This is a genomic window from Streptomyces sp. JNUCC 63, assembly GCF_054366325.1.
Window position 1 is genome coordinate 7,585,067 of the sequence record NZ_CM135963.1, and the last position, 22,010, is coordinate 7,607,076.

21 protein-coding genes and 3 pseudogenes are annotated in these 22,010 nt (G+C 70.6%); 6 read left to right on the forward strand and 18 right to left on the reverse strand.

Annotation, left to right across the window (positions count from 1 at the left end; translation table 11 throughout):
• Positions 1–13 precede the first annotated feature (13 nt).
• Complete coding sequence (locus ACX25U_RS35040; protein ID WP_454385986.1) at positions 14–403, reverse strand: hypothetical protein; 390 nt, start codon at positions 401–403, stop codon at positions 14–16.
• Between the two features lie 118 nt (positions 404–521).
• Between ACX25U_RS35040 and ACX25U_RS35045 the strand changes: the two are divergent.
• Positions 522–755, forward strand: a pseudogene (locus ACX25U_RS35045) (adenosylcobinamide amidohydrolase); the annotation flags it as partial.
• Positions 756–828: 73 nt separating this feature from the next.
• Positions 829–1,050, forward strand: a complete 222-nt coding sequence (locus ACX25U_RS35050; RefSeq protein ID WP_454385987.1) for a hypothetical protein — start codon at positions 829–831, stop codon at positions 1,048–1,050.
• 34 nt (positions 1,051–1,084) lie between these two features.
• On the opposite strand, the gene ACX25U_RS35055 is transcribed toward ACX25U_RS35050, so the two are convergent.
• The 8 genes from ACX25U_RS35055 to ACX25U_RS35090 all read right to left on the reverse strand — a co-directional run bounded on the left by ACX25U_RS35055 (position 1,085) and on the right by ACX25U_RS35090 (position 8,434).
• Positions 1,085–1,894 carry an enoyl-CoA hydratase/isomerase family protein gene (locus ACX25U_RS35055; RefSeq protein WP_454385988.1) on the reverse strand — a complete coding sequence of 270 codons (810 nt, stop codon included), beginning with the start codon at positions 1,892–1,894 and terminating at the stop codon, positions 1,085–1,087.
• A gap of 5 nt (positions 1,895–1,899) precedes the next feature.
• Complete coding sequence (locus tag ACX25U_RS35060; protein ID WP_454385989.1) at positions 1,900–3,177, reverse strand: cytochrome P450; 1,278 nt, start codon at positions 3,175–3,177, stop codon at positions 1,900–1,902.
• Positions 3,178–3,237: 60 nt separating this feature from the next.
• Positions 3,238–4,608: a cytochrome P450 gene (locus ACX25U_RS35065; RefSeq protein ID WP_454385990.1), complete on the reverse strand. Its 1,371-nt coding sequence runs from the start codon at positions 4,606–4,608 to the stop codon at positions 3,238–3,240.
• 12 nt (positions 4,609–4,620) lie between these two features.
• Entirely contained in the window at positions 4,621–5,181 is a 561-nt protein-coding gene (locus ACX25U_RS35070; RefSeq protein ID WP_454385991.1) for a GTP-binding protein, read from the reverse strand.
• 3 nt (positions 5,182–5,184) lie between these two features.
• Positions 5,185–5,568: a DUF742 domain-containing protein gene (locus tag ACX25U_RS35075; protein ID WP_454385992.1), complete on the reverse strand. Its 384-nt coding sequence runs from the start codon at positions 5,566–5,568 to the stop codon at positions 5,185–5,187.
• Entirely contained in the window at positions 5,565–6,410 is an 846-nt protein-coding gene (locus ACX25U_RS35080) for a roadblock/LC7 domain-containing protein (protein ID WP_454385993.1), read from the reverse strand. The genes ACX25U_RS35075 and ACX25U_RS35080 overlap by 4 nt, the downstream gene beginning before the upstream one ends.
• Positions 6,407–7,591: an ATP-binding protein gene (locus tag ACX25U_RS35085; RefSeq protein WP_454385994.1), complete on the reverse strand. Its 1,185-nt coding sequence runs from the start codon at positions 7,589–7,591 to the stop codon at positions 6,407–6,409. The genes ACX25U_RS35080 and ACX25U_RS35085 overlap by 4 nt, the downstream gene beginning before the upstream one ends.
• Positions 7,592–8,011: 420 nt before the next feature.
• Positions 8,012–8,434 carry an NAD-binding protein gene (locus tag ACX25U_RS35090; protein WP_454385995.1) on the reverse strand — a complete coding sequence of 141 codons (423 nt, stop codon included), beginning with the start codon at positions 8,432–8,434 and terminating at the stop codon, positions 8,012–8,014.
• 9 nt (positions 8,435–8,443) lie between these two features.
• Between ACX25U_RS35090 and ACX25U_RS35095 the strand changes: the two are divergent.
• Positions 8,444–8,668, forward strand: a pseudogene (locus tag ACX25U_RS35095) (ATP-binding protein); the annotation flags it as partial.
• Here the strand turns inward: ACX25U_RS35095 and ACX25U_RS35100 are convergent.
• Both ACX25U_RS35100 and ACX25U_RS35105 read right to left on the reverse strand, forming a co-directional pair.
• A complete protein-coding gene (locus tag ACX25U_RS35100) occupies positions 8,647–8,961 on the reverse strand; it encodes a hypothetical protein (RefSeq protein WP_454385996.1) in 315 nt (104 codons plus the stop codon). The pseudogene ACX25U_RS35095 and the gene ACX25U_RS35100 overlap by 22 nt on opposite strands.
• Before the next feature lie 244 nt (positions 8,962–9,205).
• Entirely contained in the window at positions 9,206–10,684 is a 1,479-nt protein-coding gene (locus ACX25U_RS35105) for a glutamate-cysteine ligase family protein (protein ID WP_454385997.1), read from the reverse strand.
• Positions 10,685–10,846: 162 nt separating this feature from the next.
• Here ACX25U_RS35105 and ACX25U_RS35110 point away from each other — a divergent pair, with 162 nt between their 5' ends.
• A complete protein-coding gene (locus ACX25U_RS35110) occupies positions 10,847–11,380 on the forward strand; it encodes a DUF488 domain-containing protein (protein ID WP_454385998.1) in 534 nt (177 codons plus the stop codon).
• Here ACX25U_RS35110 and ACX25U_RS35115 read toward each other — a convergent pair.
• From ACX25U_RS35115 to ACX25U_RS35125, 3 genes are all read right to left on the reverse strand, one after another.
• Entirely contained in the window at positions 11,356–11,529 is a 174-nt protein-coding gene (locus ACX25U_RS35115; protein WP_454385999.1) for a hypothetical protein, read from the reverse strand. The genes ACX25U_RS35110 and ACX25U_RS35115 overlap by 25 nt on opposite strands.
• A 139-nt stretch (positions 11,530–11,668) precedes the next feature.
• Positions 11,669–12,295: a hypothetical protein gene (locus ACX25U_RS35120; protein WP_454386000.1), complete on the reverse strand. Its 627-nt coding sequence runs from the start codon at positions 12,293–12,295 to the stop codon at positions 11,669–11,671.
• Positions 12,292–13,998 (reverse strand): PHP domain-containing protein, encoded by a 1,707-nt coding sequence (locus tag ACX25U_RS35125; RefSeq protein ID WP_454386001.1) that lies wholly within the window; start codon positions 13,996–13,998, stop codon positions 12,292–12,294. The genes ACX25U_RS35120 and ACX25U_RS35125 overlap by 4 nt, the downstream gene beginning before the upstream one ends.
• A gap of 240 nt (positions 13,999–14,238) precedes the next feature.
• On the opposite strand from ACX25U_RS35125, the pseudogene ACX25U_RS35130 reads away from it, so the two are divergent.
• Positions 14,239–14,754 (forward strand): annotated as a pseudogene (locus ACX25U_RS35130) (SDR family NAD(P)-dependent oxidoreductase); the annotation flags it as partial.
• Positions 14,755–15,101: 347 nt separating this feature from the next.
• Here the strand turns inward: ACX25U_RS35130 and ACX25U_RS35135 are convergent.
• The gene (locus ACX25U_RS35135; RefSeq protein ID WP_454386002.1) at positions 15,102–17,528 is read right to left on the reverse strand and encodes a lamin tail domain-containing protein; all 2,427 of its coding nucleotides are present in this window, start codon (positions 17,526–17,528) and stop codon (positions 15,102–15,104) included.
• 300 nt (positions 17,529–17,828) lie between these two features.
• On the opposite strand from ACX25U_RS35135, the gene ACX25U_RS35140 reads away from it, so the two are divergent.
• A complete protein-coding gene (locus ACX25U_RS35140) occupies positions 17,829–19,472 on the forward strand; it encodes an APC family permease (protein WP_454386003.1) in 1,644 nt (547 codons plus the stop codon).
• A gap of 31 nt (positions 19,473–19,503) precedes the next feature.
• On the opposite strand, the gene paaE is transcribed toward ACX25U_RS35140, so the two are convergent.
• From paaE to paaC, 3 genes are read right to left on the reverse strand one after another with little or no spacing between them, the layout of a single operon-like run.
• Positions 19,504–20,628 (reverse strand): 1,2-phenylacetyl-CoA epoxidase subunit PaaE, encoded by a 1,125-nt coding sequence (gene paaE / locus ACX25U_RS35145; RefSeq protein ID WP_454386004.1) that lies wholly within the window; start codon positions 20,626–20,628, stop codon positions 19,504–19,506.
• On the reverse strand, positions 20,628–21,140 hold the full coding sequence (gene paaD, locus ACX25U_RS35150) for a 1,2-phenylacetyl-CoA epoxidase subunit PaaD (protein ID WP_454386005.1): 513 nt from the start codon (positions 21,138–21,140) through the stop codon (positions 20,628–20,630). The genes paaE and paaD overlap by 1 nt, the downstream gene beginning before the upstream one ends.
• Complete coding sequence (paaC, locus tag ACX25U_RS35155; RefSeq protein WP_454386006.1) at positions 21,134–22,000, reverse strand: 1,2-phenylacetyl-CoA epoxidase subunit PaaC; 867 nt, start codon at positions 21,998–22,000, stop codon at positions 21,134–21,136. Before paaC ends, paaD begins: the two co-directional genes overlap by 7 nt.
• Between the last annotated feature and the right edge of the window lie 10 nt (positions 22,001–22,010).

The window sequence follows — 22,010 nt, forward strand, 5'->3', positions numbered from 1 at the left end:
GAATCGTCCTCCCTCACTCGACGTCCACTCCATACGCGCGGGCGGGTCCGTCGAGGCCGTCCGCCCAGCCCTGGCCCAGGACACGCAGCTTCCGCACCGGGCGGCCGTCGACGGCGTGCCGGTACAGCTCGGCCACCACCATGGCCCGGATGCCGGGGTCGGCGGGAGGCCGGAAGGTCCAGGTGGCCCCGGTGACGCAGTTCGTCTCCAGAACGGCGTAGGCGAGAGAGGCGCACGTCAGACGTGCCGTCTCCGCGGCCAGGTACAAGGGAGCGTCCTGCTCCGCGCGCCGCCTGGCCGCGGCCCGTTCGGCCCGGGCATGCCGGCCCACTCCTCGCAGGTGGAACGCCTGCGCCTCGGCGAGCGCCCAGGGCAGGCCCAGGTGCAAAGGGTCCGGTGTCACGGGCGGATGTGCCGCGGGGAACGACTGCAGATGGCGCTGGTCGTCTGCCGTCTCAGCTCCCGCAGCCGGGCGATGGCGGCGTCGCGCTCCGCCTCCTGCCGGGCCCGCTCCGCCTGGCGCCGCCCTCGTCAACGCCGTCATGACGGCCACCGAGGCCAAGGTGCAAGCGCTGCTGGAGGCGGGCTACGACTGCTCGGGCACTCCCACCGACGCGGTGTGCGCAGCCGCCCGCGTACCGGGCGCGGGGGAGGAGCTCCACACCTTCGCCGGGCCCCGCTCGCTGTGGGGCGCCCGCCTGGCCCGCGCCGTGCACCAGGCGGTGCGCGGGGCGACGCCGGTCGCCGGCGGATGAGGTCCGGCCGGGCGTGACGACCGGACACGGAACGCCGACGGGACCTGCTGCCGGTCGCCGACAGGCGGCCACCGTGCTGGTCCGACCGACGACAAGCCGGCCCCTGTGGGACGCTTCCGGGCTCCCCACAGGGGCCGACCGCCGCGACGCCGTGGCCGAACGCCCGCCACGTCAAGTGCCGCTCGGTGTCCAGACCTTGGTGTGCTACCTGGACCGCAACGACGAGCCCGACAGCGTCTCGGTCACCGCCGCGGACCGCCGGTCGGCCCTCGTCGACACCGCACACTTGTACTGACCGCATGCGGAAACGGTTCTTCGTACGTACGCCGTCATGGGCTGCTCACCGAGGCAGCGGAGTGCCGCACCACACGCTGTGGCCGGGGCCGGCTGAGCTGCGCGGTGAGGAGGTGGGCGTCGAGCAGTGCCACGTCGGCGGTGCGGTCCGCTCGCGCATAGCCGACGAGCATGCGCTTGGTGAGCGTGAGCGCCTCGGGGGAGCGCCGGACCAGTGGTCTGACCCAGGCGTCGACGGCCGCGTCCAGCTCCTCGAGAGGCGCCACCTTGTGCAGGAGACCGAGCCGGTGAGCGGTGGCCGCGTCGAAGGGCTCGCAGGTCAGCATGAGTTCACGGATCCTGGCGGCTCCGCTCTCGGCGACCAGGCGGCCCATGGCACCTCCCCACGCGGGTGGTATGCCCAGTCCCACCTCCGGCATACGGAACCGGCAGGTGTCCGCCCCCGCGCGAAGGTCGCAGAAGGAGGCGAGTGCGAGGCCGGCGCCGACGACCCTGCCGTGCAGCCGGGCGACGGTGACCGCATGGGTGTTCTCCAGGGCGTCGCACACGCGGTACGCCTTGTCGACGATGCGGCGCGTGGCGGCTCCGGTCGGATCCTCGGCCAGCGCCGCCTGGTACTCGTCGCGATCGGCGCCGAGGCAGAAGTCGTCACCCAGGGCCGACAGGACCAGCACCTGGACGTCGGGCCGTTCATGGAGGCTGTTGAGCAGGGCGATGAGGTCGTCGAGGGCCGCGATGTTCAGCGTGCTGTCCTGACCCGAGGGGTTGAGCCGGACCCGCAGGACCGGCCCCTCCTGGTCGACGCGCAGCGCCTTGTACGGGAAGTCGGCGAAGTCGTTGGTCATTTCGTTCATATGAGGGCGACATCCAGGTTCAGCAGGCGTCTGAAGGCCACGCGCGGCGCCCACGTCGGGCGGCGTACGAGAGTGAGGCGGGGGAAGCGCCCGACCAGCTGACGAAGGAGGGTCTGGGCCTCCAGCCGGGCGAGCGGCGCGCCGAGGCAGTAGTGGATGCCTCCGCTGAAGGCGAGATGCGCCGGTTTGCGGTGCAGGTTGAACAACTCGGGATCCTCGTGCTTGGCGGGGTCGCGATTGGCCGCCCCCACCATGAGATGGACCATGTGGTCCTTGTGTATCTCGACGCCGTCCAGGACACAGTCCCGGGAGGAGACACGGCTGATCACGTGGGTCGGCGGGTCGTAGCGCAGCGTCTCCTCGACGGCGGCGGGCACCAGGTCGGGGTGGACGGTGAGCCAGTCCCACTGCCGGGGGTGTTCCAGGAGCAGCAGCGTCATGGTCGACAGCAGCGTGGACGTGGTCTCCAGCGCCGCCAGCAGTACGAACAGGGCGAGGAAGTAGACGGCTTCGTCCGCCTTGTCCTGATCGCTCTCCATGGCGTCCCAGGTGGCGATCCAGCGCGACACCGGGTCCTCGCCGGGGTGGGCGCGCCGGTGACGTACCAGCTCCATGAAGTAGGCACGCAGCTCCGCCGTGGCCGCGTCGGACGTGGCCAGCTGACTGGCGGAGGGCAGCAACTCCTGGGTGAAGACCTGGTCGTGGGTCAGCTCCCGCAGCCGGGGGAAGTCCGCGGTCGGCAGGCCGAGCCAGTGCCCGATGGTGGCGATCGGCAGCTCCTCGCTCACCAGGGCGTTGAAGTCGGCCTCGCCGTCGCGCAGTCGCTCGCCGAGGGTGTCGAGGAGCCTGGTCGTGGTACGGCCGACCGTCCCGCTGATCTCCTGCAGGGAGGTGCGGTCGAACATGCCCGCCGACCGGCGCACCCAGGTGTGCTCGGGCGGGTTGAGCGCGGGCAACGTCCGGCTCATCTCACGCGAGGACGGTGCCGTCCAGCGCGTGCCGTCTCCCTGCTGCTCCCGCCACTGTGCGTCGGGTTCCAGCCAGTCACGGCTGCGCAGAACCCGGTCGCACAGGTCGAACTCTGTGACCAGGTGCCCTCCCCAGGGCGCTGCGACGACTCCGCCCCTCGCCCTCATCTCCGCGTAGATCGGAAAGGGGTTGGCCTGGCCTTTCGCTGTCCGTAGACGCGAGAACAGCGAAACGGCGAAACGTCTGTCGGGCGGCGGCGTTACCGCAGTCTCCACGACGGCTCCTTCCTGAGCATCAGCCGCCATGCCTACCCCGACGATGGCTGGAACATACAAGATGACTATTCCGCTTGAGGGTTGCCTACGTCACTCTCCTCTGGTCCATGCCAGAAATCGGCTGAACAGTCCTGCCCTGGGCTTGGGCGCGGGCGTCGTCGCAGGCCTCGGCGCGGGTGCCGGGGCGTGGGGGGTGGAGGATGCGGGAGCCTCCGGCATCCGGGGCTGTGACTGCGAGGGCACCGGCGCCACCGTACGGGACGTGAACCGGACCGGAAGGGCCACCAGGGAGCGGCTCCACGGAGCCGGAATCCAGCTCAGGTCCTTGAACGGCACGCGCACTTCGATGTCCGGCAGCCGGTTGAGCAGGGACTCGACGGCGGTGACGGCAATCATGAACGCGGCGTCCTTGGCGGGACAGGCGTGCGGGCCGGCCCCGAAGGCCAGATGCGCCTTGGCGCTGAGCTGCTCGCGGTGTTCGGCCAGCCGGGGATCGGTGTTGGCCGCCGCGAAGGAGATCAGCACCGGGTCGTTCGCCTTGAGTGTCCTTCCCCCCAGCTCCACGTCGTGGGTGGGGTAGTGAGCCGCGTAGTTGGCGATCGGCGCGTAGTTCCAAAGGACTTGGGTGACCGCGTCCTCCACCGGCAGCCCGGGCTGCCAGCCCTCGTCCAGGATCAGGGCGCTGCTGGTGCCGATGGCCGCCGCCAGAGGCGCGGTGCCCCCGGAGAGCAGCGTCACGAGCTGGTGCAGCACCTCCTCGTCGGTCAGTTGCGCGGAGTGCTCCATCAGACGGGTCGTCAGGTCCTGTCCGGGACGGCGCCGTTTGAGGGCGATCAGCTCGGCGAGCGCACCGCCCAGCACCTGGTCGGCGTCGGGGGTGCCGTCGAAGATGCCGCTGATCCCCACGATGACGCGGTCGCCGATCTCGGGCGGGCACCCGAACAGGTCGCTGAAGACCAGCAGCGGCAGAGGCTGGGCGTAGTCGGCCATCAACTCCGCCTGGCCGAGGCGGTCCGTGCTGAACCGGCTGATCAGGTAGTCCGCGGACTGCTGGGTCTGCCGCACCAGCTGAAGCTCGTTGACGCCGGCCAGACTGTCGGTGACCGCCTGGCGCAGCCGGGCGTGCGCCGCGCCGTCGCTGAACAGCGCGTTGGGCCGGTAGCCCATCATCGGCAGGGCCGGACTGTCCTCGGGAACGCGTCCTTCGTTCAACGCGTTCCAGCGCCGCGAGTCCCTGACGAACGAAGCGGGGTTCTGCAGGATGTACAGGGCGGCGTCATAGTTGGTGACCAGCTCGACCTGTACCTCGGGGGCGATGTCGACCGGCGCGCTCGGGCCCAGGGAGCGCAGGTGCTCGTAGTGGCCGTCGGGATCGGAGCCGAACCGAGGGCCGTAGAGCTGGACGTTTCCGTGCGCGGGGCAGCCGGGCGGTGGCCCCTGTATGCCGGAACTCTGCTGCATGTGGGGTGGCTCCTAGTCGATGAGGGACAGAAGGTGGTTCACGAGGGTGATGAGAGCCTGCGCCGCGGAGCGCTGGTCTCGTACGTCGCAGGTGACGACGGGCGTCTCCGCCGACAGGTTCAGCGCCTCACGCACCTCCGAGAGCGGGTAGGTGGTGGTGCCGTCGAAGTGGTTGACGCCGATGGCGTACGTCAGGCCGAACCGCTCGACCAGGTCCAGGACGGGGAAGGAGTCGTACAGCCGCTCGGGGTCGACGAGGACCAGAGCGCCCAGCGCGCCCCGGGACAGCTCCTCCCACATCTCCTTGAAGCGTTCCTGCCCGGGCGTGCCGAAGAGATAGAGCACCACTTCGTCGCTGATGGTCAGCCGGCCGAAGTCCATCGCCACCGTCGTGGTGGTCTTGTCCGGAGTCCCTGAAAGATCATCAAATCCTATGCTGGCTTCGGTGATTTCCTCTTCGGTCCGCAGCGGCTCGATCTCGGAGATGCTTCCGATGCACGTGGTCTTCCCGACCCCGAAGTGCCCCACCACAAGGATCTTCACCGCGGTGGAGACGCCTGAATCCAGGTACACGAATCACGCTCCGAATCGGGCTTTGAGGCCGTCGAGCACGGCGTTGAGGAGTTCTCGATCGGCACGTTCGGCACGGGGAACGGGCTTCCTCGCGATGACGAGGCCGCTATCCTCCAGCTCCGCCAGAAGAATCCGGACAATCCCCAGAGGCAGGTGCGTATGACCGGCTACTTCGGCCACGGACAGAAAACCGTCCATGACCAGATCCAGAACCTGGCGGGCCTCGGGGGAAAGCGTGCGAGCCGTGGCGGAGACACCTTCGTGCGCGGACACGAGGGTGGTGCGCTCATACGCGTGGTCCGGGGGCAGGGCACGCCCGTTCGTGATCACGAAGAGGGGTACTAAGGGAGAGGTCAGCTCCAGGTCCTGGTCCGGCTCGTCCTTCACTTGCCGCTCACCGCCCCCTGAGGTGCCAGATGTGCGTTCAGCCGGGGTACCGCCTGATGCAGACGGGTCGTGAACTCCTCGATGTCGGCGTCGTGTTCGGCCGCCGCGGCGAGGAAGGCGCCGCGGCCCGCCGAGATCAGGAAGATCCAGCCGTGCCGGAACTCGATCACGGTCTGCCTCCACTGCGCGCTCTCGTGCACGCCGGCGAACTGCGACGTGGCACGGCTGTAGGCATGGATCCCCGTCATCGCCGCCGAGATCGTGTCCGCCAGGTCCTGGCTCATCCCCGTGGTCGCGCCGCGGGGCAGCCCGTCGGCGCCCAGCAGCACGGCGTGGCGGGCGCCCCGGACCTCACCGATCGCCTTGTCGAGGTCGGCGATGGCGACTCCCGTTCCACCGGTGGCCTCCTGCCGGTCCTCGCCGCGGCCGGGCCGCTCGGCCGCGGCCTGAGCGTCCGTCCTGGGAGGCGAGGTGAGGTTGTTGCCGAGCCTGGCGACGAGCCGGTGCATGCGGAAGGAGATCTGCTGCATGTCGACGTCGGGCTCCGCCGCCGCGGCCAGGTACGCCCCCTGCCCCGCGCCGATCAGGAAGATCCAGCCGTGCGAGAACTCGATGATCGTCTGGTTCCACTGCCTGTCTTCTCCCGGCCCCGCGAAGTGGGAGGTCGCCCGGCTGAGCGACTGCATCCCCGCCATGGCGGCGGAGATGGTGCGCACATCCTTCTGGGCCATGCCGTCGGTCGCTCCGCGGGGAAGGCCGTCCGCGGACAGCAGGACGGCATGCCGAGCCTTCGGCACGTTGTTCACGATGTCATCGAGCATCCACGACAGGTCTGTGGTCATGTGTCATCGGACCCTTCGAACGGTGCCGGGGCGAGGTTCCGGCCCGAGAGCGTGCCGCGCTGGAAGGCTCCCAGACTGCGGCCGGCGGCGCGGCCGGCCTCCTCCGGCGCCGCGGCGGGCGGCGCCGCCGTGTCGTCGTGGTCGGGAACGCTCGCGATGGGCACCTGGCGCGCTCCTCGCCTGGGCAGACCATGCGTGGTACGCGCGACGGACTCCGGCCGGGCCGGGGCGCTGCGGACGGTGCTGAGCTGGGGCGTCTCGGCCGGTGCGGCCTCCTCCTCGGTCCACAGCTCTTCGGGCAGCAGCACGACCGCGCGGACACCGCCGTAGCGGGAGATGCCGGTGACGTCCACACGGAAGCCGTACTGCTGTGCCAGTAGGCCGATCACGGGGAAACCGAACTTCGGCTGGTTGCCCAGCTGCGACAGACGGGAGCGGTGGTCACCGGAGAGCAGCGCGGACGCCTTCTGCCGGTCCTCGTCGTTCATACCGACGCCGGCGTCGTCGATCACGATGCACAGATTCTTCTGCACCCGCTGGAAAGTCACCTCGATCGGCGACCCCTGCTGAGAAAAGCTGGCAGCGTTGTCAAGAAGCTCGGCCACGGCGAGCGCAACGGGAGAAACAGCGGACGCCTTCAATGCAAAACCGGTCTGCTGCATGATTTCGACACGCCGGAAATTGCGAATCTGTCCCTGTGCGCTGCGCACTACGTCATAAACGCTTGCGGCTTTATTGCGGCGACCCAGCGGCGCACCACACATCACCGCAATACCCTGTGCCTTGCGTGCCATTTGCGCATTGGCGTGATTGACTTCCAGCAGATCGCCCAGGACCGCATGGCCACCGTATTTGCGCTGGATTTCCTCGAGGAGTGCCAGCTGCTCCGCGGCGAGGCTCTGCAAAAAGCGCGCGGAACCCTTGAGGACGGCCTTGGTGCTCTCCTCCGCCGCTTCTTCGGCTTCCCGGATGGTCTCGGCGTGCTGAGCCTTGTGCTGCTGCAACTCGCCCCATATACTGGCAAGTTGCCCCTCGGTCTCACTGAGCTTCTGTGTCAGGGTGGCCTCGACCTGGGTCTTTTTCGCCGCTATGGCCTTGTTGCGGCGATTGAGCACCAGGGCCGCGGCAACGGCGATCGTCACCGCTGCAACCAGGCACCAAACTAGTGCGTCTTGATTCATGGAAACCTTTCCTGGCGTGTTGCCTGCAGCCGTCGGCGGATGTACCTCACGGGATTCCGTGGCACAACCGCTCAGAACGACTCGACCGCCGTTGCGCTGAGCGCAGGCCGACCTCAATGCAGCGCCTGGCCGAGTAGGCCAAGGTCACAGACGTGGGGGATGCTATCACTCGGATAGGGCACCCTTCGCAGCCGTGAGAGACCGTGCTCAGCCCCCTCCGTAAGCCGGCCGTTGACTGCGCGGCATACGCCACTTATACGGTCGATTTGTCTGCGGCGACGACTGTGGCCATTGCGTGGAGGATGCACGAACTTCACAACCGCCGACTGCTTTTTCACAGCCGAGCGGACGGGGGCCGGCCAGGCGGCCGGCCCCCGTCCGAGAGGGGCTGGTGCGATGGGGAAAGGTTTCCGGCCCGGACTACCGTCCGGACGCCGTGCACCCGCCCGGGACCGTGACGTCCTGCCCGTCGGCGCCCGCGCGGTTCCTGGCGACTTCGGCCAGGACCGCCCAGTCGTGGTCGGCCCAGCCGGCGGCGATGGCCTGCGACAGGGCGTCCCGCGCCGGATCCGCCGTCGGCAGCTCCAGTCGTCGGTCGCGGGCCGCGCTGTCCGCCGGACGGACATCCCTGGGGCCGAGCCGGGTGGTGAAGCCCGCGGGTCCGTAGCCGCGTTCGGCCGCCGGCCGGCCGTAGGTGGCATACACCGGCCCCGGGACCACGGTGCCGGCGAGCAGGTCGACGAACCGGCCGGGATCCACGCGGTAGGACTCCACCAGTGACGTGGCCTCGGCCGTGGCCTCGATGGCAGCGGCGACCAGGAAGTTCACCGCGATCTTGACCACGTTCGCCCGGGCCGGTTCCTCCTGGACCGCCGCGGCGCCGAAATGCTCTTCCAGGCCCTCACCGAGCGTGAGGAGAAGAACAGCATCGCGGTCGCTTCCAACGAGGCGTTCCCAGATGGCTGGAGCCGCACCTTCACCGGCCCGCGGCTCTGCGCGGCGATCGTGGACCGGCTCACGTTCAATGCCGTCATCGTCGAGACCGGCACCGAGTCCTACCGACCGGCCCCGTCGCGCGGGTGTCCGGCCGCGTACCGGGCCGTGATCCACCGGCGCACGAGTGCCTGCGGCAGGCGCCCGTCGGCGGCGATGACGTCGGCGGGTATGCCGGTGCGCCAGGCGACCAGCGTCGCTCTGTGCAGTTCGGCGGCGCGGGTGGCAAGGCCGGCCTGGTACGCGGCGGCGGAGGCACGGGCGAGCTTGGGGGCGTCCTCGGTCAGCTGCCGGGCCGCCAGACGGACGGCGCGGCGGGCACGCAGCCGGTCGAGGTCGCTCGTGTTCACGCCGCTGCGGCTGATCGGGTTCACCATGGGAACCTCCTTGCCCCGCAGGGCGGGGCAGGCCGGGGGCACGGCAGCCGTCGGCACTGCGGGAGGCCGGGGGAGAGGGTTACCGGATGCCCGAGGAGCAGGGGGACATGGGAGTGCGGGGCCCGACAGGGCCCGGACTACTACTGGAGTCCATGTCACTCACCTCCTCGTGCCGGCAGCGAACCTCCCACCATAGTTGCACCTCGACGCAACCGAAAGTCCGCCGTGGCCGCCGGCCCCGCCGTCACTCGACGGGCCAGGTGTGGACCGGGGCGTTGAGGTGCATGTAGTCGCTGTACACCCGCGTCATGCGCCGCAGGGCCTCATGACGGCCCACGTGGGTGGTGTCGTCGAGGTGGTGGAACATCTCCTTCTGCCAGACCGCTCCGTTGCGGCCGGTGACGCACCGCTGCTCGATGACGCCGAGCAGCGGCTCCCGCCAGGCCTCGTCCATCCCGGAGAGTTCCAGCCCCCGGTGCGCCAGCGGCAGCAGACGCCTGAGGACGAGTTCGGGCACCGGCACCTCGCCCATCCCGGGCCAGTACAGCCGTGCCTCGATGCCGTGGCGGGCCGCCGTGTGCAGGTTGTCCTCGGCGGCCGAGAAGGACATCCGCGACCACACCGGCCGGTCCTCCTCCACCAGGGCGCGGGTGAGCCCGTAGTAGAAGGCTCCGCTGGCGAGGGTGTCGGCGACGGTCGGGCCGGCGGGCAGCACACGGTTCTCCACCCGCAGGTGCGGTTTGTCGTGGGAGATGGCGTAGACCGGGCGGTTCCAGCGGTAGATGGTGCCGTTGTGCAGGGTCAGCTCGCCCAGCTCGGGGACGTCGCCGCGGTCCAGCGTCTCCGCGGGGCTCTGCTCGTCGCACAGGGGCAGCAGCGCCGGGAAGTAGCGCAGGTTCTCCTCGAAGAGGTCGAAGACGCTGTTGATCCACCGCTCTCCGAACCACACCCGGGGACGTACCCCCTGCACCTTGATCTCCTGCGGGCGGGTGTCGGTGGCCTGCTCGAACAGCGGGATACGGGTCTCGTGCCACAGCTCCTTGCCGAACAGGAACGGTGAGTTCGCCGCCAGCGCGACCTGGACGCCGGCGATCGCCTGGGCCGCGTTCCAGTAGCCGGCGAACTCCTCCGGGGACACCTGGAGGTGGAACTGGGTGCTGGTGCACGCGGCCTCCGGGGTGATCGTGTCCGCGTAGGTCCGCAGCCGGTCGTCGCCGTCCACCTCGATGCGCACGTCCTCGCCCCGGGCCGCGAAGACCTGGTCGTTGAGCAGCCGGTAGCGCGGGTTCTCCGACAGCGCCGCCTCGCCGACGTCCTCCTGCCGCAGCGTGGGCAGGATACCGATCATGATCAGGTGCGCGCCGACCGACTGCGCGCGTTGCTCCGCGTGGTTCAGCGCGGCGCGGATCTCGGACTCCCAGGCGTCGGGGCCGCCCGCCGTCAGCCGGCGGGGCGGAATGTTGATCTCGAGGTTGAACCGGCCCAGCTCCGTGGACCAGGCGGGGTCCGCGATCGCCTCGAGCACATCGCTGTTGCGCATCGCCGGCTCCGCCTCGCCGTCGACCAGGTTCAGCTCGATCTCCAGCCCCACCTGGGGCCGCTCGGACTCGAACCGTGACTCGCGCAGCATCTGCGCGAACGCCTCGAGGCACTCCTGCATCTTGATCCGGTATTGGCGGCGGTCCTCACGGGTGAAGACCATCGCCGGGACGTCACGCCCCATCGGCCCTCCCGGATTTCCCTCCAGGGACACCTCACCTCCCCAGCGTCGCACCACTGGGCGAACCTGACCAGGCGGGGGAGGGTGTGCACCGCGGGGGCGGTGACCCCTGCGCCCGGTGCATGATGGTGTGACCGTGGGACCACATGCGCCAGAGGTGGGAGCATGGCGAACCGCATCTGCACGGTGGGGCACTCGACCCGCGACTTCGACGAGATGCTGACGATGCTGCGGAACAACGACGTCACGTACCTGGTCGATGTCCGTTCCTACCCGTCGTCCAGGAAGTTCCCGCAGTGGAACCAGTCGGCGATCACCGACGCGCTGCCCGCCGACATCGGATACCTGTGGATCCGGAAACTGGGCGGCCGCCGGCACACCCCCGAGGGCGTGCCGAGTGTGAACGGGGCGTGGCGCGTCAAGGCGTTCCGCGATTACGCCGACTACATGGCGACGGACGCGTTCGCGGAAGGCCTGAACGAACTGCTCGAGCTGGCAGAACGTGAACGGCCGGCGATCATGTGCAGCGAGGCGGTGCCATGGCGCTGCCACCGCGGACTGATCACTGACGCGTTGATCGTCGCAGGCGTGGAGGTCATGGACATCATGTCGCCCACGACGACGAGGCCCGCCGCTCTGCACAAGCACGCACGCGTCCGGGACGGGCGGCTGACCTACCCGGCCCCGGCTGCCGGGTAGCCCTGGACCGACTTCGTGACGCGTACCGGCGGCCGGCCCGGCACGCGGACGATCCGGGCCGGGTCGGCGATGTCGGGCCACGGCACGGTCCGGCGGCGCAGGTCGCGCTTCGAGCGGAGGCGGCAGGCCACTTCCCGGACATCGGGCACACCCGAACCCTGCCGTCATCCGGTCCCCGGTGCGCGTGCGTGGTGCGGCAGCTTCCCGGTGGCCGGCCTTGCCGGTTTCCGGCGAGGCGGACCGTGGATGAGACCCGTCCGCCTGCCCCAGGACGCGCGGTCCTGGGCGTCAGACGTGGTCGGCGCAGCACGGGGTGGGGTTGGGCACCTCGAAGGGTGCGAGAGCGCCGCCGGCGGCCGGAACCAGGGCGAGGGTCAGCCGGCCGTCCCGCCACTCGGGCCGTACGTGGTCGCGGGTGATCACGGAAGTGGCCGGGTCCGGCCCTTGATGTTCCGGCGACGGCGAGCCGACCACGACGACGTCCTCGATGGCGGTCAGGGCCGGCAGGTCGGCCACGGTGACCGTGCCGGAAAGGCGCTCCACTCCCGGATAGACCACGGCGCGCCCGCCACTGCGACGGACATGTTCCGCGGCGGCCAGGGCAGCCACGCGCACGGCCTGCTCCGGACCGTACGCGCGCTCGCCCAGGACGACGCCCGAGACCGGCCCCGCCGGCCCGGTCAGCCGCCGCCACGCCTCCTCGGCCGCCCCCTCCCCCCGCACGGCGAAGGAGACGGCGACCCCGCTGCGGGCGTCGGTGCGGACCAGGTGCGTACAGGCGATCGTGCCCGGAGGGAGGCCGAGACCTTCCATCAGCCGGTGGACGAGGTGATCGGCCTCGCGAAGGCTCGCCGTGCCGGCGTCCACTCCGATGACGGAGCGGACGCCGGGCACGTCGTGGTGCGCTGTCGTCATGCGGGCAGGACCCACATCGGGTTGCTGTAGAACCACAGGTCCTTCCACGGGTCTGCGTCGCCGACGACGTCCATGGCGGGCCCTGCCGGGTCGACGGCGGCACCCCGCAGGCCGACGGCGCCGCGGTTGCCGTCGGTGCCGCGCAGCCGCACGTAGACCGGCTTGTCGACACGCCCCAGGGAGTACGTCAGGCGTACCGAACCGGTGGACTTGTTCACCTCGAAGGACTTGACGACCCTGGTGCTGGGCGTGATGAACGTGTCCTTGTCCGCGACCCGGCCGGTCACGTCACCCTGGATGACGTCGACGCGGGCCAGCACGGGCACGAACTGCGCCCAGTTGGGGCCGTTGGCCAGAGAGATCTCGACGACCAGGTCGACCTGGCTGCCGCGGCGGACCTGCAGCATCCCGCCCAGCGTGACGGCCTTGCCGCCGCAGCGCAGCTGGGCGTCCAGGCCGCTGATGAGCCCACCGTGGTCGACCCAGACGCGGCCGGCCCGGATGCCGTCCATGACCGCCTTGTAGGAGAAGTTGACGGCGCCCACGTGGGTGCGGGAGTACTGGCCGGGCCAGTAGTCCCCGTCCGCGAGGTTCAGGCCGCCGCCGTACACCGGGTCGTTGTAGCGGCCGTCGGCCTTGAAGTCGCTGTTCGGGCCGCGCACGGCGCTGTCGGCGTAGACGCTGTGCGAGTCGGAGTTGGCGGTGATCCACCACGGCTTGCCCTCGGCGAGCAGGCTGTCCCACAGACCGCCGACGGTGGCGGTCATCCAGTCGAAGCCGCCCCAGGTGCGGTAGCTCTCCAGCGGGTATCCGGGGAAGGAGTCGGCGCCGGGGCTGTTGTCGTAGTAACCGCGCCCGGAACCGGGGCCCTGCGGGGCGGGGAGGCCGGCGGCCTGGTGGCCGGGGGCACCCTCCATGCCGACGGCGATCGTCGGCTGCGCGTCGCGCCAGGCACGGATCTCGTGCGGGGAGTCGATGCCCTTGCGGGCCGGGTGGTTGGCGAGGAACAGGACGTCCTCGACCTTGCGGCGCCGGACCTGCTCGGCAAGGAAGTTGACGCCGGCGATGGCGAGCGCCTCGTTCGCCGCGGTGTTGCCGGTGGCCTTCTTCACCGCGCCGTCGAAGGAGTTCTCGAACTCCTTCAGGACCGCCACCTCGTTCTTGCCGGGGTGCACGAAGACGGTGCCGTGCTCGGCGGCCGGGATGTTCCACTCCAGACCCTGGAAGACCAGCGTGTCGTCGATCTGCCGGCGGGCCGCGACGATGTCCGGGTTGACCTTCTCCACGCCGATCTTGGCGTGCTCCTCGCTGCCGTGGTCGGTGATGACCATCCAGTCCAGGCCGTGTGCGTTCGCCTGACGGACGTGGTCGATCACGCGGTACTTGCCGTCGGAGCTGTACTGCGTGTGGATGTGGTGGTCACCTGACAGCCACAGGTAGCCGCCGGAACGACCGCTGTTGGACCCGTGGGACGCCGGTGCCGCGGCAGCCGCCTGGCCCGCACCACCGAGAACGCTGCCGGCCGCCAGGCCGGCCCCCAGCAGGCCGGTGCGTCGCAGCATCGACCGGCGCGAGAGCTGGCTCGGGGTCAACTCCTCGTCGGGGACGGACATGTCGAGAGCGGGCGGCAAGGACGAGGAATCGCCGCTCCCGGGGTGGTGATGGTGGTGGTGACCGTGGCCGTGTCTGTGACCGTGGCTCATCCGTAACTCCTGCTGCCGACAAAGATGTACCGCTTGGGACGCTCGGAGCCTGCAAAACGCCGGTGAACAGCGGGAGTCAAGGTGATGGTGCGGCTGGGAAGTCCTGATGTGCATCGAGGGAGGGCGGGTCTCCGGCGCGTCAGCGGCGCGCACGGGCCACCGGCGGGCCTGCCCGGTACCGGCAGCCCCAGGTCGAGAGGACGACTGGCCGGCCGCAGCGCCCGCCCGGAACCTGGAGGTGTGACGACAACACCGATCACCGGAGCCGACAAGGGGCTCGGATTCGAGACCGCCCGCCGCCTCGTCGCCGCCGGCCACACCGTCCACGTCGGCAGCCGGGACCTCCGGCGCGGGCGTCGCGCCGTCGAACGGCTCGGTGCGCGCATGGTGCGCACCGACGTCACCGACGACGTGTCCGTCGCCGCCGCGGCGAAGGCCATCGAGGCCGACGGCGGACCGGACGTGCTGGTCAACAACGCCGGTGTGGAAGCGCGGTCACCGGACGGAGGCGTGACCGGAGCCGAGGAGGTGACGGCCGAGGCGATGCGGACGGTGTCCGAGACCAACGTCTTCGGCGTGGTGCGCGTCACCCACGGGTTCCTGCCGCGTGGTGCGCGTCACCCACGGGTTCCTGCCGTTGCTGCAACGCTCCGCCAACCCGGTCGTGGTCAACGTCAGCAGCGGCCTGGCCTCACCGACCCGGACACACCGGCGCACGCCTACCCGGGGGTCGCCCACCCCGCGTCGAAGGCCGCACCTACGGCCTGAGCTGTTCCGAGCTGAAGGACCCGGCCCGCGCCTCGCTGGAGTACGCGATCCTGCCGGGCGAGAGCCTGTGGCAGGGCAATCCCACGGCCCGGGGCTGCCACCTCGTCGCGGCCTGCCGCGGTGAGCGCCCCGGTCTGCCCGCCCGGGCGCCGGACTGCCGCCGCCTGCCGGCAGGCAGCCGGGAAGGCGGAGCTGGAGTGACGGCAGGAGACCGCCTTCGGCGTCTTCGAGCGGGCGCACGCGCGCGTGGCGCGCTGAGACACCACCGTATGCGCGGCCACCGGCCCCGGCACCCCCGTGAGAGGGGGCCGGGGCCGGTCGCCGGGAAGGAGCGATTACTTGAACCGGACCACCTGCGGGTCGTGGTCGCTGGTCTGGTCGGAGAACTCGGCGTTGATGTGGACGACCTCGTAGTCGGGCTTCTTGATGGCGGGTGAGACGAGGATGTGGTCCAGCGTCTGGGAGTTGCCGTCGTAGACGTAGCTGTACCGCTCGTTCACGGGCAGCGTGCCGATCAGGTCCGTCAGGACTCCACCGGAGGTCAACGTGGCCAGCGGCTTGGAGAACTGGTAGTCGTTCAGGTCGCCCAGGACGACGACCTTGGCCTTCTTGTCCAGGGCCAGCAGGGAGGAGACGAAGCCGTTGACCTCCTTGGCCTGGGCCGTGCGCTGGGTCTCCGAGCCGAGCGTCGGCGGCTGGAAGGCGCCGTGCGCCGGCTGGTCGCCGCCCTTGGAGTTGAAGTGGTTGCCCACCACGAAGACCTGCTCACCGCGGAAGGTGAACTCACCGACCAGCGGCTTGCGGCTGCTCTTCCAGGCGTCCGAGGCGGGGTTGATCCTGCCCGGCGAGACCGAGAGCCGCACGCCCTTCTTGCCGTCGCGGACGGCCTCGACGGCCGTGGTGGAGTCGCCGCCCTGCCGGTCCACGAAGTTCACGCGCTGGGGGTTGAAGAGGAAGACGATGCGGATGTTGCCGCCGGGCTGGCCGCCGTCCAGGTCGTTGACCGGGTCGATGGAGCGCCAGTCGTACGCCGGGCCGCCCGCCGCCTTGATGGCGTCGACGAACTTGGTGACCGTCTTGTCGGCCGCGACCGTGCCGTCGTCCGTGGGCCCGCTGTTGTCCTGGATCTCCTCCAGGCTCACGATGTCCGGGGCGGCCAGGTTCTTGACGACACCCTGGGCCAGCCGGTCGAACTTGTTCTTCGAGTCCGCCGGGGAGAGGTTCTCGACGTTGTACGTGGCGACGGACAACTCGTTGGACTTGCCCCGCTTCGCCACGTCCGGAGTCAGCCCGCCCGGTACGGTCGTGCCGAGCCGGGTCGCCTGGATGCCGTAGCCGCCGTAGCTGCCGTAGTCCAGCGGGCCCGCGGTCGTACCGGTGAGGGTGTCCCCGACGTCGGCCTTCAGCTTGTCGCCGGTCAGGGAGGTGACCAGCAGGCGCCCGGAGTTGGGGTTGTCGTAGCCGGTCAGGACGGTGCCGCCGCGCGGAGTCGGGTTCTGCTTCGGCTTGGTGGTGATCCACGTCTCGTCGTACGCGTTGGAGGCGCCTACGACGCGGGAGTCGCCGATCTGCACCAGCATGCCCTCACGGGACTCCAGCCAGTCCAACGCGTAGGTGTCGGACTTGAGTTCCAGGGACTCGATGCTTCCTCCCCGGGCCTGCGGGGCGTAGGCGTCGGGCAGCGTGGCCGAGTCGATGACCTCCGCGGCTGGCAGCGGGTTGCCGGCGGACAGGACGACGGCCGTGGGACCGGTCAGTTCGGTGACGGACTGTGTGCCGCTGCTCTGGCCGCCGGGGTAGTACTCGCTGACCTTGCCCGAGACGAGCACCGAGTCGCCGACCTTGACCACGGGCGTGGCGGAGCCGGTGTAGACGAAGACGGCCTCGCTGGTGGCCGGGTTCCCGTCGGGTTCGGGGTCCTGGATCCAGTAGCCCTTGGTGCCGGTGCTGCGCACGCCGGTCACCACGCCGGGCACATTGGTGACGGTCCTGCCGTTGTACGGGGAGGTCCGGGTGGTGCCCTGGATGTCGTGGACGCGCAGGCTGCCGGGTGTGGTGTCGGTGGGCGAGGGGGTGGGGGAGGGCGACGGGTCGCCGGAGCCGCCCCCGGTGCTGTTGCGCGGGCTGGGCGCGGAGCCGGTGAAGTCGGCCGCGTTGTCGTCGGTGTCGGTGAAGGCGGCGTCGCGCGAGACGGAGGTGGTGTTGCCGGCTCCGGTGGCAGGACTGGCCTCGCGCACCACGGCGGTGCCGAAGCCCACCAGGTCCCTGATGGTGCCGTCCGCCGCACAGTCGGCGGCGGTCAGGCAGGTGAGCGCGGTGGTCGAGTGGACCAGCGCGACGGTGCCGCTGGTCGCCGACATGGCGATGGTGCCGGTGGCGTCGGGCGTCGGCAGGGCGGTGTCGCCCGCGGAGCCCTTGGCCTCCTGGACCAGGTAGTTGCCGCCCGCGGGAATGGCTCCCGTCAGCGGCGTGACCTGCCACTTGGTATTGGCGGTGGGCGAGCCGCTGAGGTACTGCACGGACCAGCCGCTCAGGTCGAACGGCGCCGTGCCGGCGTTGCCGAGCTCGATGAAGTCGTGGGTGAGGGAGGCTCCGGAGTTGCCGCCGCCGCCGTAGACCTCGGAGATGACGGCGTCCGGCGACGGTGCCGCCTGGGCGGTGAGGGGGAGGGCGATCAGTGATCCGGCGATGCCGAGGGGAAGCGCGATGAGGCCGGCCTTGACACCTCTGCCGCGCAGGGTGAGCGGTATGCGTGGGGACACGTAGGGCTCTTTCGTACGGGAGTTGATGGGAGAACGACGCGACAAAAGCCGTGGGAGGTGGCGGCGACTCGTGGAAAGATACGCGCGTAGATTGCCTGCAACAAGGTGTTGGACAGACCAAGACGCAAGTGTTTCCCCACTGTTCGCCGGAACGATCGTCCGGCACGGGACGCTTTGCGGTCCGCATGCCTTGTCCCGCGCGTCCACGTGGGCCGTTTTCCCGCCCGCCCGGAAACGGCCGGGTCCGCGTCACCGTGACACGATGAAGGTGAGCGTCACCCTTCTGAGGGGGTGCGGCCCATGGCCGTATCGGAAAAACCCCCCACCCCGGGAACCCGTCGGCCCGGGCTCAAGCGCGAGGTCGGCTTCGTCGGACTCATCTGGGCCTCGGAGGGTTCGATCATCGGTTCCGGGTGGCTGTTCGGCGCCCAGGGGGCCCTGGCGGCGGCCGGGCCGGCGGCGATCATCTCCTGGGTCGTCGGAGGTCTCGCGATCCTGATCCTGGCCCTGGTGCACGCCGAACTCGGCGGAATGTACCCGGTCTCCGGCGGCACCGCACGCTTCCCGCACTACGCGTACGGAGGGGCGGCCGGCGCCTCGTTCGGCTGGTTCTCCTGGCTGCAGGCGGCCACGGTGGCGCCCATCGAGGTGCTGGCGATGATCACCTACGCCCAGCACTACTCCTGGGCGAGCGGCTGGGAGAAGACCAAGGGCGGCGAGCACATCCTGACCGGACCCGGCATCGCCGTCGCGGTCGCGCTGATGGCGGTCGTCACCGCCGTCAACTTCCTCAGCATCCGTCTGCTGGCCCGCACCAACAGCGCGGCGACCTGGTGGAAGGTCGGCGTCCCCCTACTGACGATCTTCGTGCTCGCCGTCGCCCGGTTCCACGGCGGCAACTTCACCGCCGCCGACGGATTCAACCCCTACGGCGCCAAGGGCATCCTGTCCGCCGTCTCCACCAGCGGCATCATCTTCGCCCTGCTCGGCTTCGAGCAGGCCGACCAGCTCGCCGGCGAGAGTTCCCACCCCAAGCGCGACATCCCGCGGGCGGTGATCGGGTCGATCCTCATCGGCATCGCCATCTACGTCCTCCTGCAGGTCACCTTCCTCGCCGCGCTGCCCGCCCCGCAGATCGGCAGCCGCTGGGCCACCTCGGCGTTCACCGCCCTGACCGGACCCTTCGCCCAGGTCGCCACGCTCATCGGTCTGGGCTGGCTGGCCGCGATCCTCTACCTGGACGCCGTGGTCTCCCCGGCAGGCACCGGACTGATCTACATCACCGGCTCCTCCCGCGTCTCCTACGGCCTCAGCCGCAACGGCTATGTGCCCTCGGCGTTCGAGGCGACCAACCGCCGTGGCGTCCCCTGGGCCGGGCTCCTGGCCGCCTTTGTGGTCGGCTGTCTCTGCTTCCTGCCCTTCCCCAGCTGGCGCTCCCTGGTCGGACTGATCACCAGCGCCAGCGTGCTCATGTACGCGGGCGCTCCGCTCTCGTTCGGCGTGTTCCGCAACCGGCTGCCCGACGCCCACCGCCCGTACCGGCTGCCCGGGGGCAGCTGGATGTCGCCGCTGGCCTTCGTCGTCGCCAACCTGCTGATCCTGTGGTCCGGATGGCCCACCGACTGGAAGCTCGGCGTCGCCATCCTCATCGGCTACGTCGTCCTGATCGCCAACCGGGTGTTCAAGCTGAACCCGATCACCCCCCAGCTCGACCTGCGCGCCGCCCAGTGGCTGCCGGCCTACCTCGTGGGCATGGGCCTGATCGTCTACCTCAGCGACTTCGGGCCCCTGAGGCACCCGTGGTTCCCGCTGTGGTGGGACATCGGCGTCACCGCCGTCTTCAGCCTCGCCATCTACTACTGGGCCATGGCGGTCGCCCTGCCGGCGGAACAGATCCAGCGCATGATCGACCAGGTCGTCGTACCGGAGGAGGACATCCTCTGACCGCGCCGGCGGACGATGTGTGCCTCGGCGCTCAGCTGTCGAAGTCGACGGTCAGCGTCTCGGAGACGGGGAACGTCTGGCAGGTCAGTACGTATCCGGCGTCGACCTCGGAGGGTTCGAGCGCGTAGTTGCGGCGCATGTCGGTCTCGCCGTCGGTGACCAGGGCACGGCAGGTGCCGCACACGCCGCCCTTGCAGGCGAACGGCATGTCGGGGCGCACCCGCGCCGCCCCGTCCAGGATCGTCGTCCCGCGGGGCAGCGGCGAGGTGGTGGAGCGGCCGTCGAGGGTGATGGTCACCTGGCTGACCGGGCCGTCCGCGGTGGCGTCCTCGTGGCGGACGGTGCGGACCGGCTCGTCGTCGGCGAAGAACAGCTCCTGGTGGACGCGGTCCGCCGGGACGCCGAGGTCTCCGAGGAGCTTCTGCGCGTCACGGACCATGCCGTGCGGACCGCACAGCCACCAGTGGTCCGCGCCGCGCACGTCCACGAGACCGTCGATGAGCGCGGCGAGGCGCTCGGCGTCCAGGCGCCCCGACAGCAGTTCGGCCTCGCGCGGCTCGCGGGACAGCACGTGCCCGAGCTGGAAGCGGGTGCGGTAGAGGTCCTTCAGGTCCGCGAGTTCGTCGGCGAACATCACCGTGTCGGTGCGGCGGTTGCCGTAGAAGAGCGTGACCCGGGAGCGGGCGTCCGCGGCCAGCACGGACTCGGCTATGGACAGCATCGGGGTGATGCCGGAGCCGGCCGCTATCAGGACGTGGTGGCCCGGTTCGGCGAGGTCGGGGGTGAAGGCGCCGGTGGGGGCCATCACCTCGATCGTGTCCCCGGGACGTACTTCGTTGACCAGCCAGGAGGAGAACAGGCCGCCGGGCACGACCCGCACGCCTATGCGGGGGCGGCGGGCGCCGAAGGGGGAGCAGATGGAGTACGAGCGGCGCTCGTCGCGGCCGTCGATCTCGCGGCGCAGCGTGAGCGACTGGCCGGGCCGGTAGGCGAACTCCTCCGCCAGCTCGTCGGGTATGTCGAAGCTGATGGCGGCCGCGTCGGCGCACAGCGGCTGCACCGCGGCGACCCGCAGCGGGTGGAAGGCCGGACGGCGCCGCGTACGCGCGGGGGCGGCGGACGCGGGGGTGTCCGTCGTCGTGGGGGTCGGGCCCATCAGATCTCCTTGACGTACTCGAACGGCTCCAGGCAGCTGCGGCAGCGCCACAGGGCCTTGCAGGAGGTGGCGGAGAAGCGGGACGTCTCCTCGGTGTCCGACGACCCGCAGCGGGGGCACGCCACCGCGCGGCGCGTGGCCGACAGCTGAAGCGGCACGGGCCCGCCGGTGCGCCGGGGCGCGGTGCCGGGCGGCGCGATGCCGGCCTCGGTGAGCTTGCGGCGGCCCTCGGGCGTGATCCAGTCCGTCGTCCACGGCGGGTCGAGCACCGTACGGATCTCCACCCGCGCGAAGCCGGCCGCCCGCAGCCGCGCGGCGACGTCGGCGCGCATCTCCGCCATCGCGGGACAGCCCGAGTAGGTGGGCGTCAGGCCCGCGACGACCGTGCCGTCCTCCGTCACCTCGACGTCGCGCAGGACGCCGAGGTCGGCCAGGGTGAGCATCGGCAGCTCCGGGTCCGGGACCTGCTCGGCCACACGCCGGGCGCGCCGCTCGTCCAGGGCGGTCACCATGTCGCCTCCGGGTGGGCGCGGGCCACGCTCTGCAGCTCGGCCAGCAGGGGGGCCAGGTGCTCGGTGTGGTCGCCCTCCCTGCCCTGTCCGGGCAGGGCCCCGGTCTCGGGCAGCTCCAGCCCGGCGGCGTCGAGGACCTGCTGGAGCACGGCCGTCGTCTCCTCCCGCACCTCCGCCGGGTCGACGCCGAACCCCGGCCGGGGCGCGAAGAGTTCGGCCGTGTACGGGGCGATGCCGGCCAGGGCCGCCCGCATCCGCCGGTGCGACTCCTCGGTGCCGTCGCCCAGGCGCACCGCCCAGTCGGCCGCGAACTGGCGGTGGTAGGCGAGCTCGTTGACCCCCTTGGCCGCGATGGCCTTCAGGACCGGGTCCGGTGCGGTGGCCGCGAGCCGCTGGAAGACGGCCAGGCGCCAGCAGGACAGGACCAGCAGCCGGGTGATGGAGAACGCGAAGTCGCCGTTGGGGAGTTCGGCGAGCCGGACGTTGCGGAAGTCCTCCGCGTCACGGAAGTAGGCGTAGGCGTCCTCGCCCCGGCCGCTGCCGTCCACCTGCCCGGCGCGCGCGTACAGCAGCCGTGCCTGGCCGAGCAGGTCGAGGCCCATGTTGGCCAGGGCCACCTCCTCCTCCAGCTCCGGGGCCCGGGTGCACCACTGGGCCAGGCGCTGCGCGCCGACCAGGGCGTCGTCACCGAGGGCCAGGCAGTACGCGGCCAGTTCGGCGGGGTCGACCGTGGCCGGCACGGTGGTGTCGACGCCGTGCAGCGGGTCCTCGAACCCGGTGCCGAAGGCCCAGCGGGCGTCCGAGTCCCCGTGGTCCTCGGCCAGGGACAGGTAGACGTGGTCGTCGGTGACGTCGCTCATGTCGTCCTGC

What these genes read in the sequence shown, in the direction of transcription:
- ACX25U_RS35055 (WP_454385988.1), bottom strand. Translation starts at nt 1,894, where the DNA reads ATGACCAACGACTTCGCCGACTTCCCGTACAAGGCGCTGCGCGTCGAC.
- ACX25U_RS35060 (WP_454385989.1), bottom strand. Translation starts at nt 3,177, where the DNA reads ATGGCGGCTGATGCTCAGGAAGGAGCCGTCGTGGAGACTGCGGTAACG.
- ACX25U_RS35065 (WP_454385990.1), bottom strand. Translation starts at nt 4,608, where the DNA reads ATGCAGCAGAGTTCCGGCATACAGGGGCCACCGCCCGGCTGCCCCGCG.
- ACX25U_RS35080 (WP_454385993.1), bottom strand. Translation starts at nt 6,410, where the DNA reads ATGACCACAGACCTGTCGTGGATGCTCGATGACATCGTGAACAACGTG.
- ACX25U_RS35085 (WP_454385994.1), bottom strand. Translation starts at nt 7,591, where the DNA reads ATGAATCAAGACGCACTAGTTTGGTGCCTGGTTGCAGCGGTGACGATC.
- ACX25U_RS35100 (WP_454385996.1), bottom strand. Translation starts at nt 8,961, where the DNA reads ATGGTGAACCCGATCAGCCGCAGCGGCGTGAACACGAGCGACCTCGAC.
- ACX25U_RS35105 (WP_454385997.1), bottom strand. Translation starts at nt 10,684, where the DNA reads ATGGGGCGTGACGTCCCGGCGATGGTCTTCACCCGTGAGGACCGCCGC.
- ACX25U_RS35110 (WP_454385998.1), top strand. Translation starts at nt 10,847, where the DNA reads ATGGCGAACCGCATCTGCACGGTGGGGCACTCGACCCGCGACTTCGAC.
- ACX25U_RS35120 (WP_454386000.1), bottom strand. Translation starts at nt 12,295, where the DNA reads ATGACGACAGCGCACCACGACGTGCCCGGCGTCCGCTCCGTCATCGGA.
- ACX25U_RS35125 (WP_454386001.1), bottom strand. Translation starts at nt 13,998, where the DNA reads ATGAGCCACGGTCACAGACACGGCCACGGTCACCACCACCATCACCAC.
- ACX25U_RS35140 (WP_454386003.1), top strand. Translation starts at nt 17,829, where the DNA reads ATGGCCGTATCGGAAAAACCCCCCACCCCGGGAACCCGTCGGCCCGGG.
- paaE (WP_454386004.1), bottom strand. Translation starts at nt 20,628, where the DNA reads ATGGGCCCGACCCCCACGACGACGGACACCCCCGCGTCCGCCGCCCCC.
- paaD (WP_454386005.1), bottom strand. Translation starts at nt 21,140, where the DNA reads ATGGTGACCGCCCTGGACGAGCGGCGCGCCCGGCGTGTGGCCGAGCAG.
- paaC (WP_454386006.1), bottom strand. Translation starts at nt 22,000, where the DNA reads ATGAGCGACGTCACCGACGACCACGTCTACCTGTCCCTGGCCGAGGAC.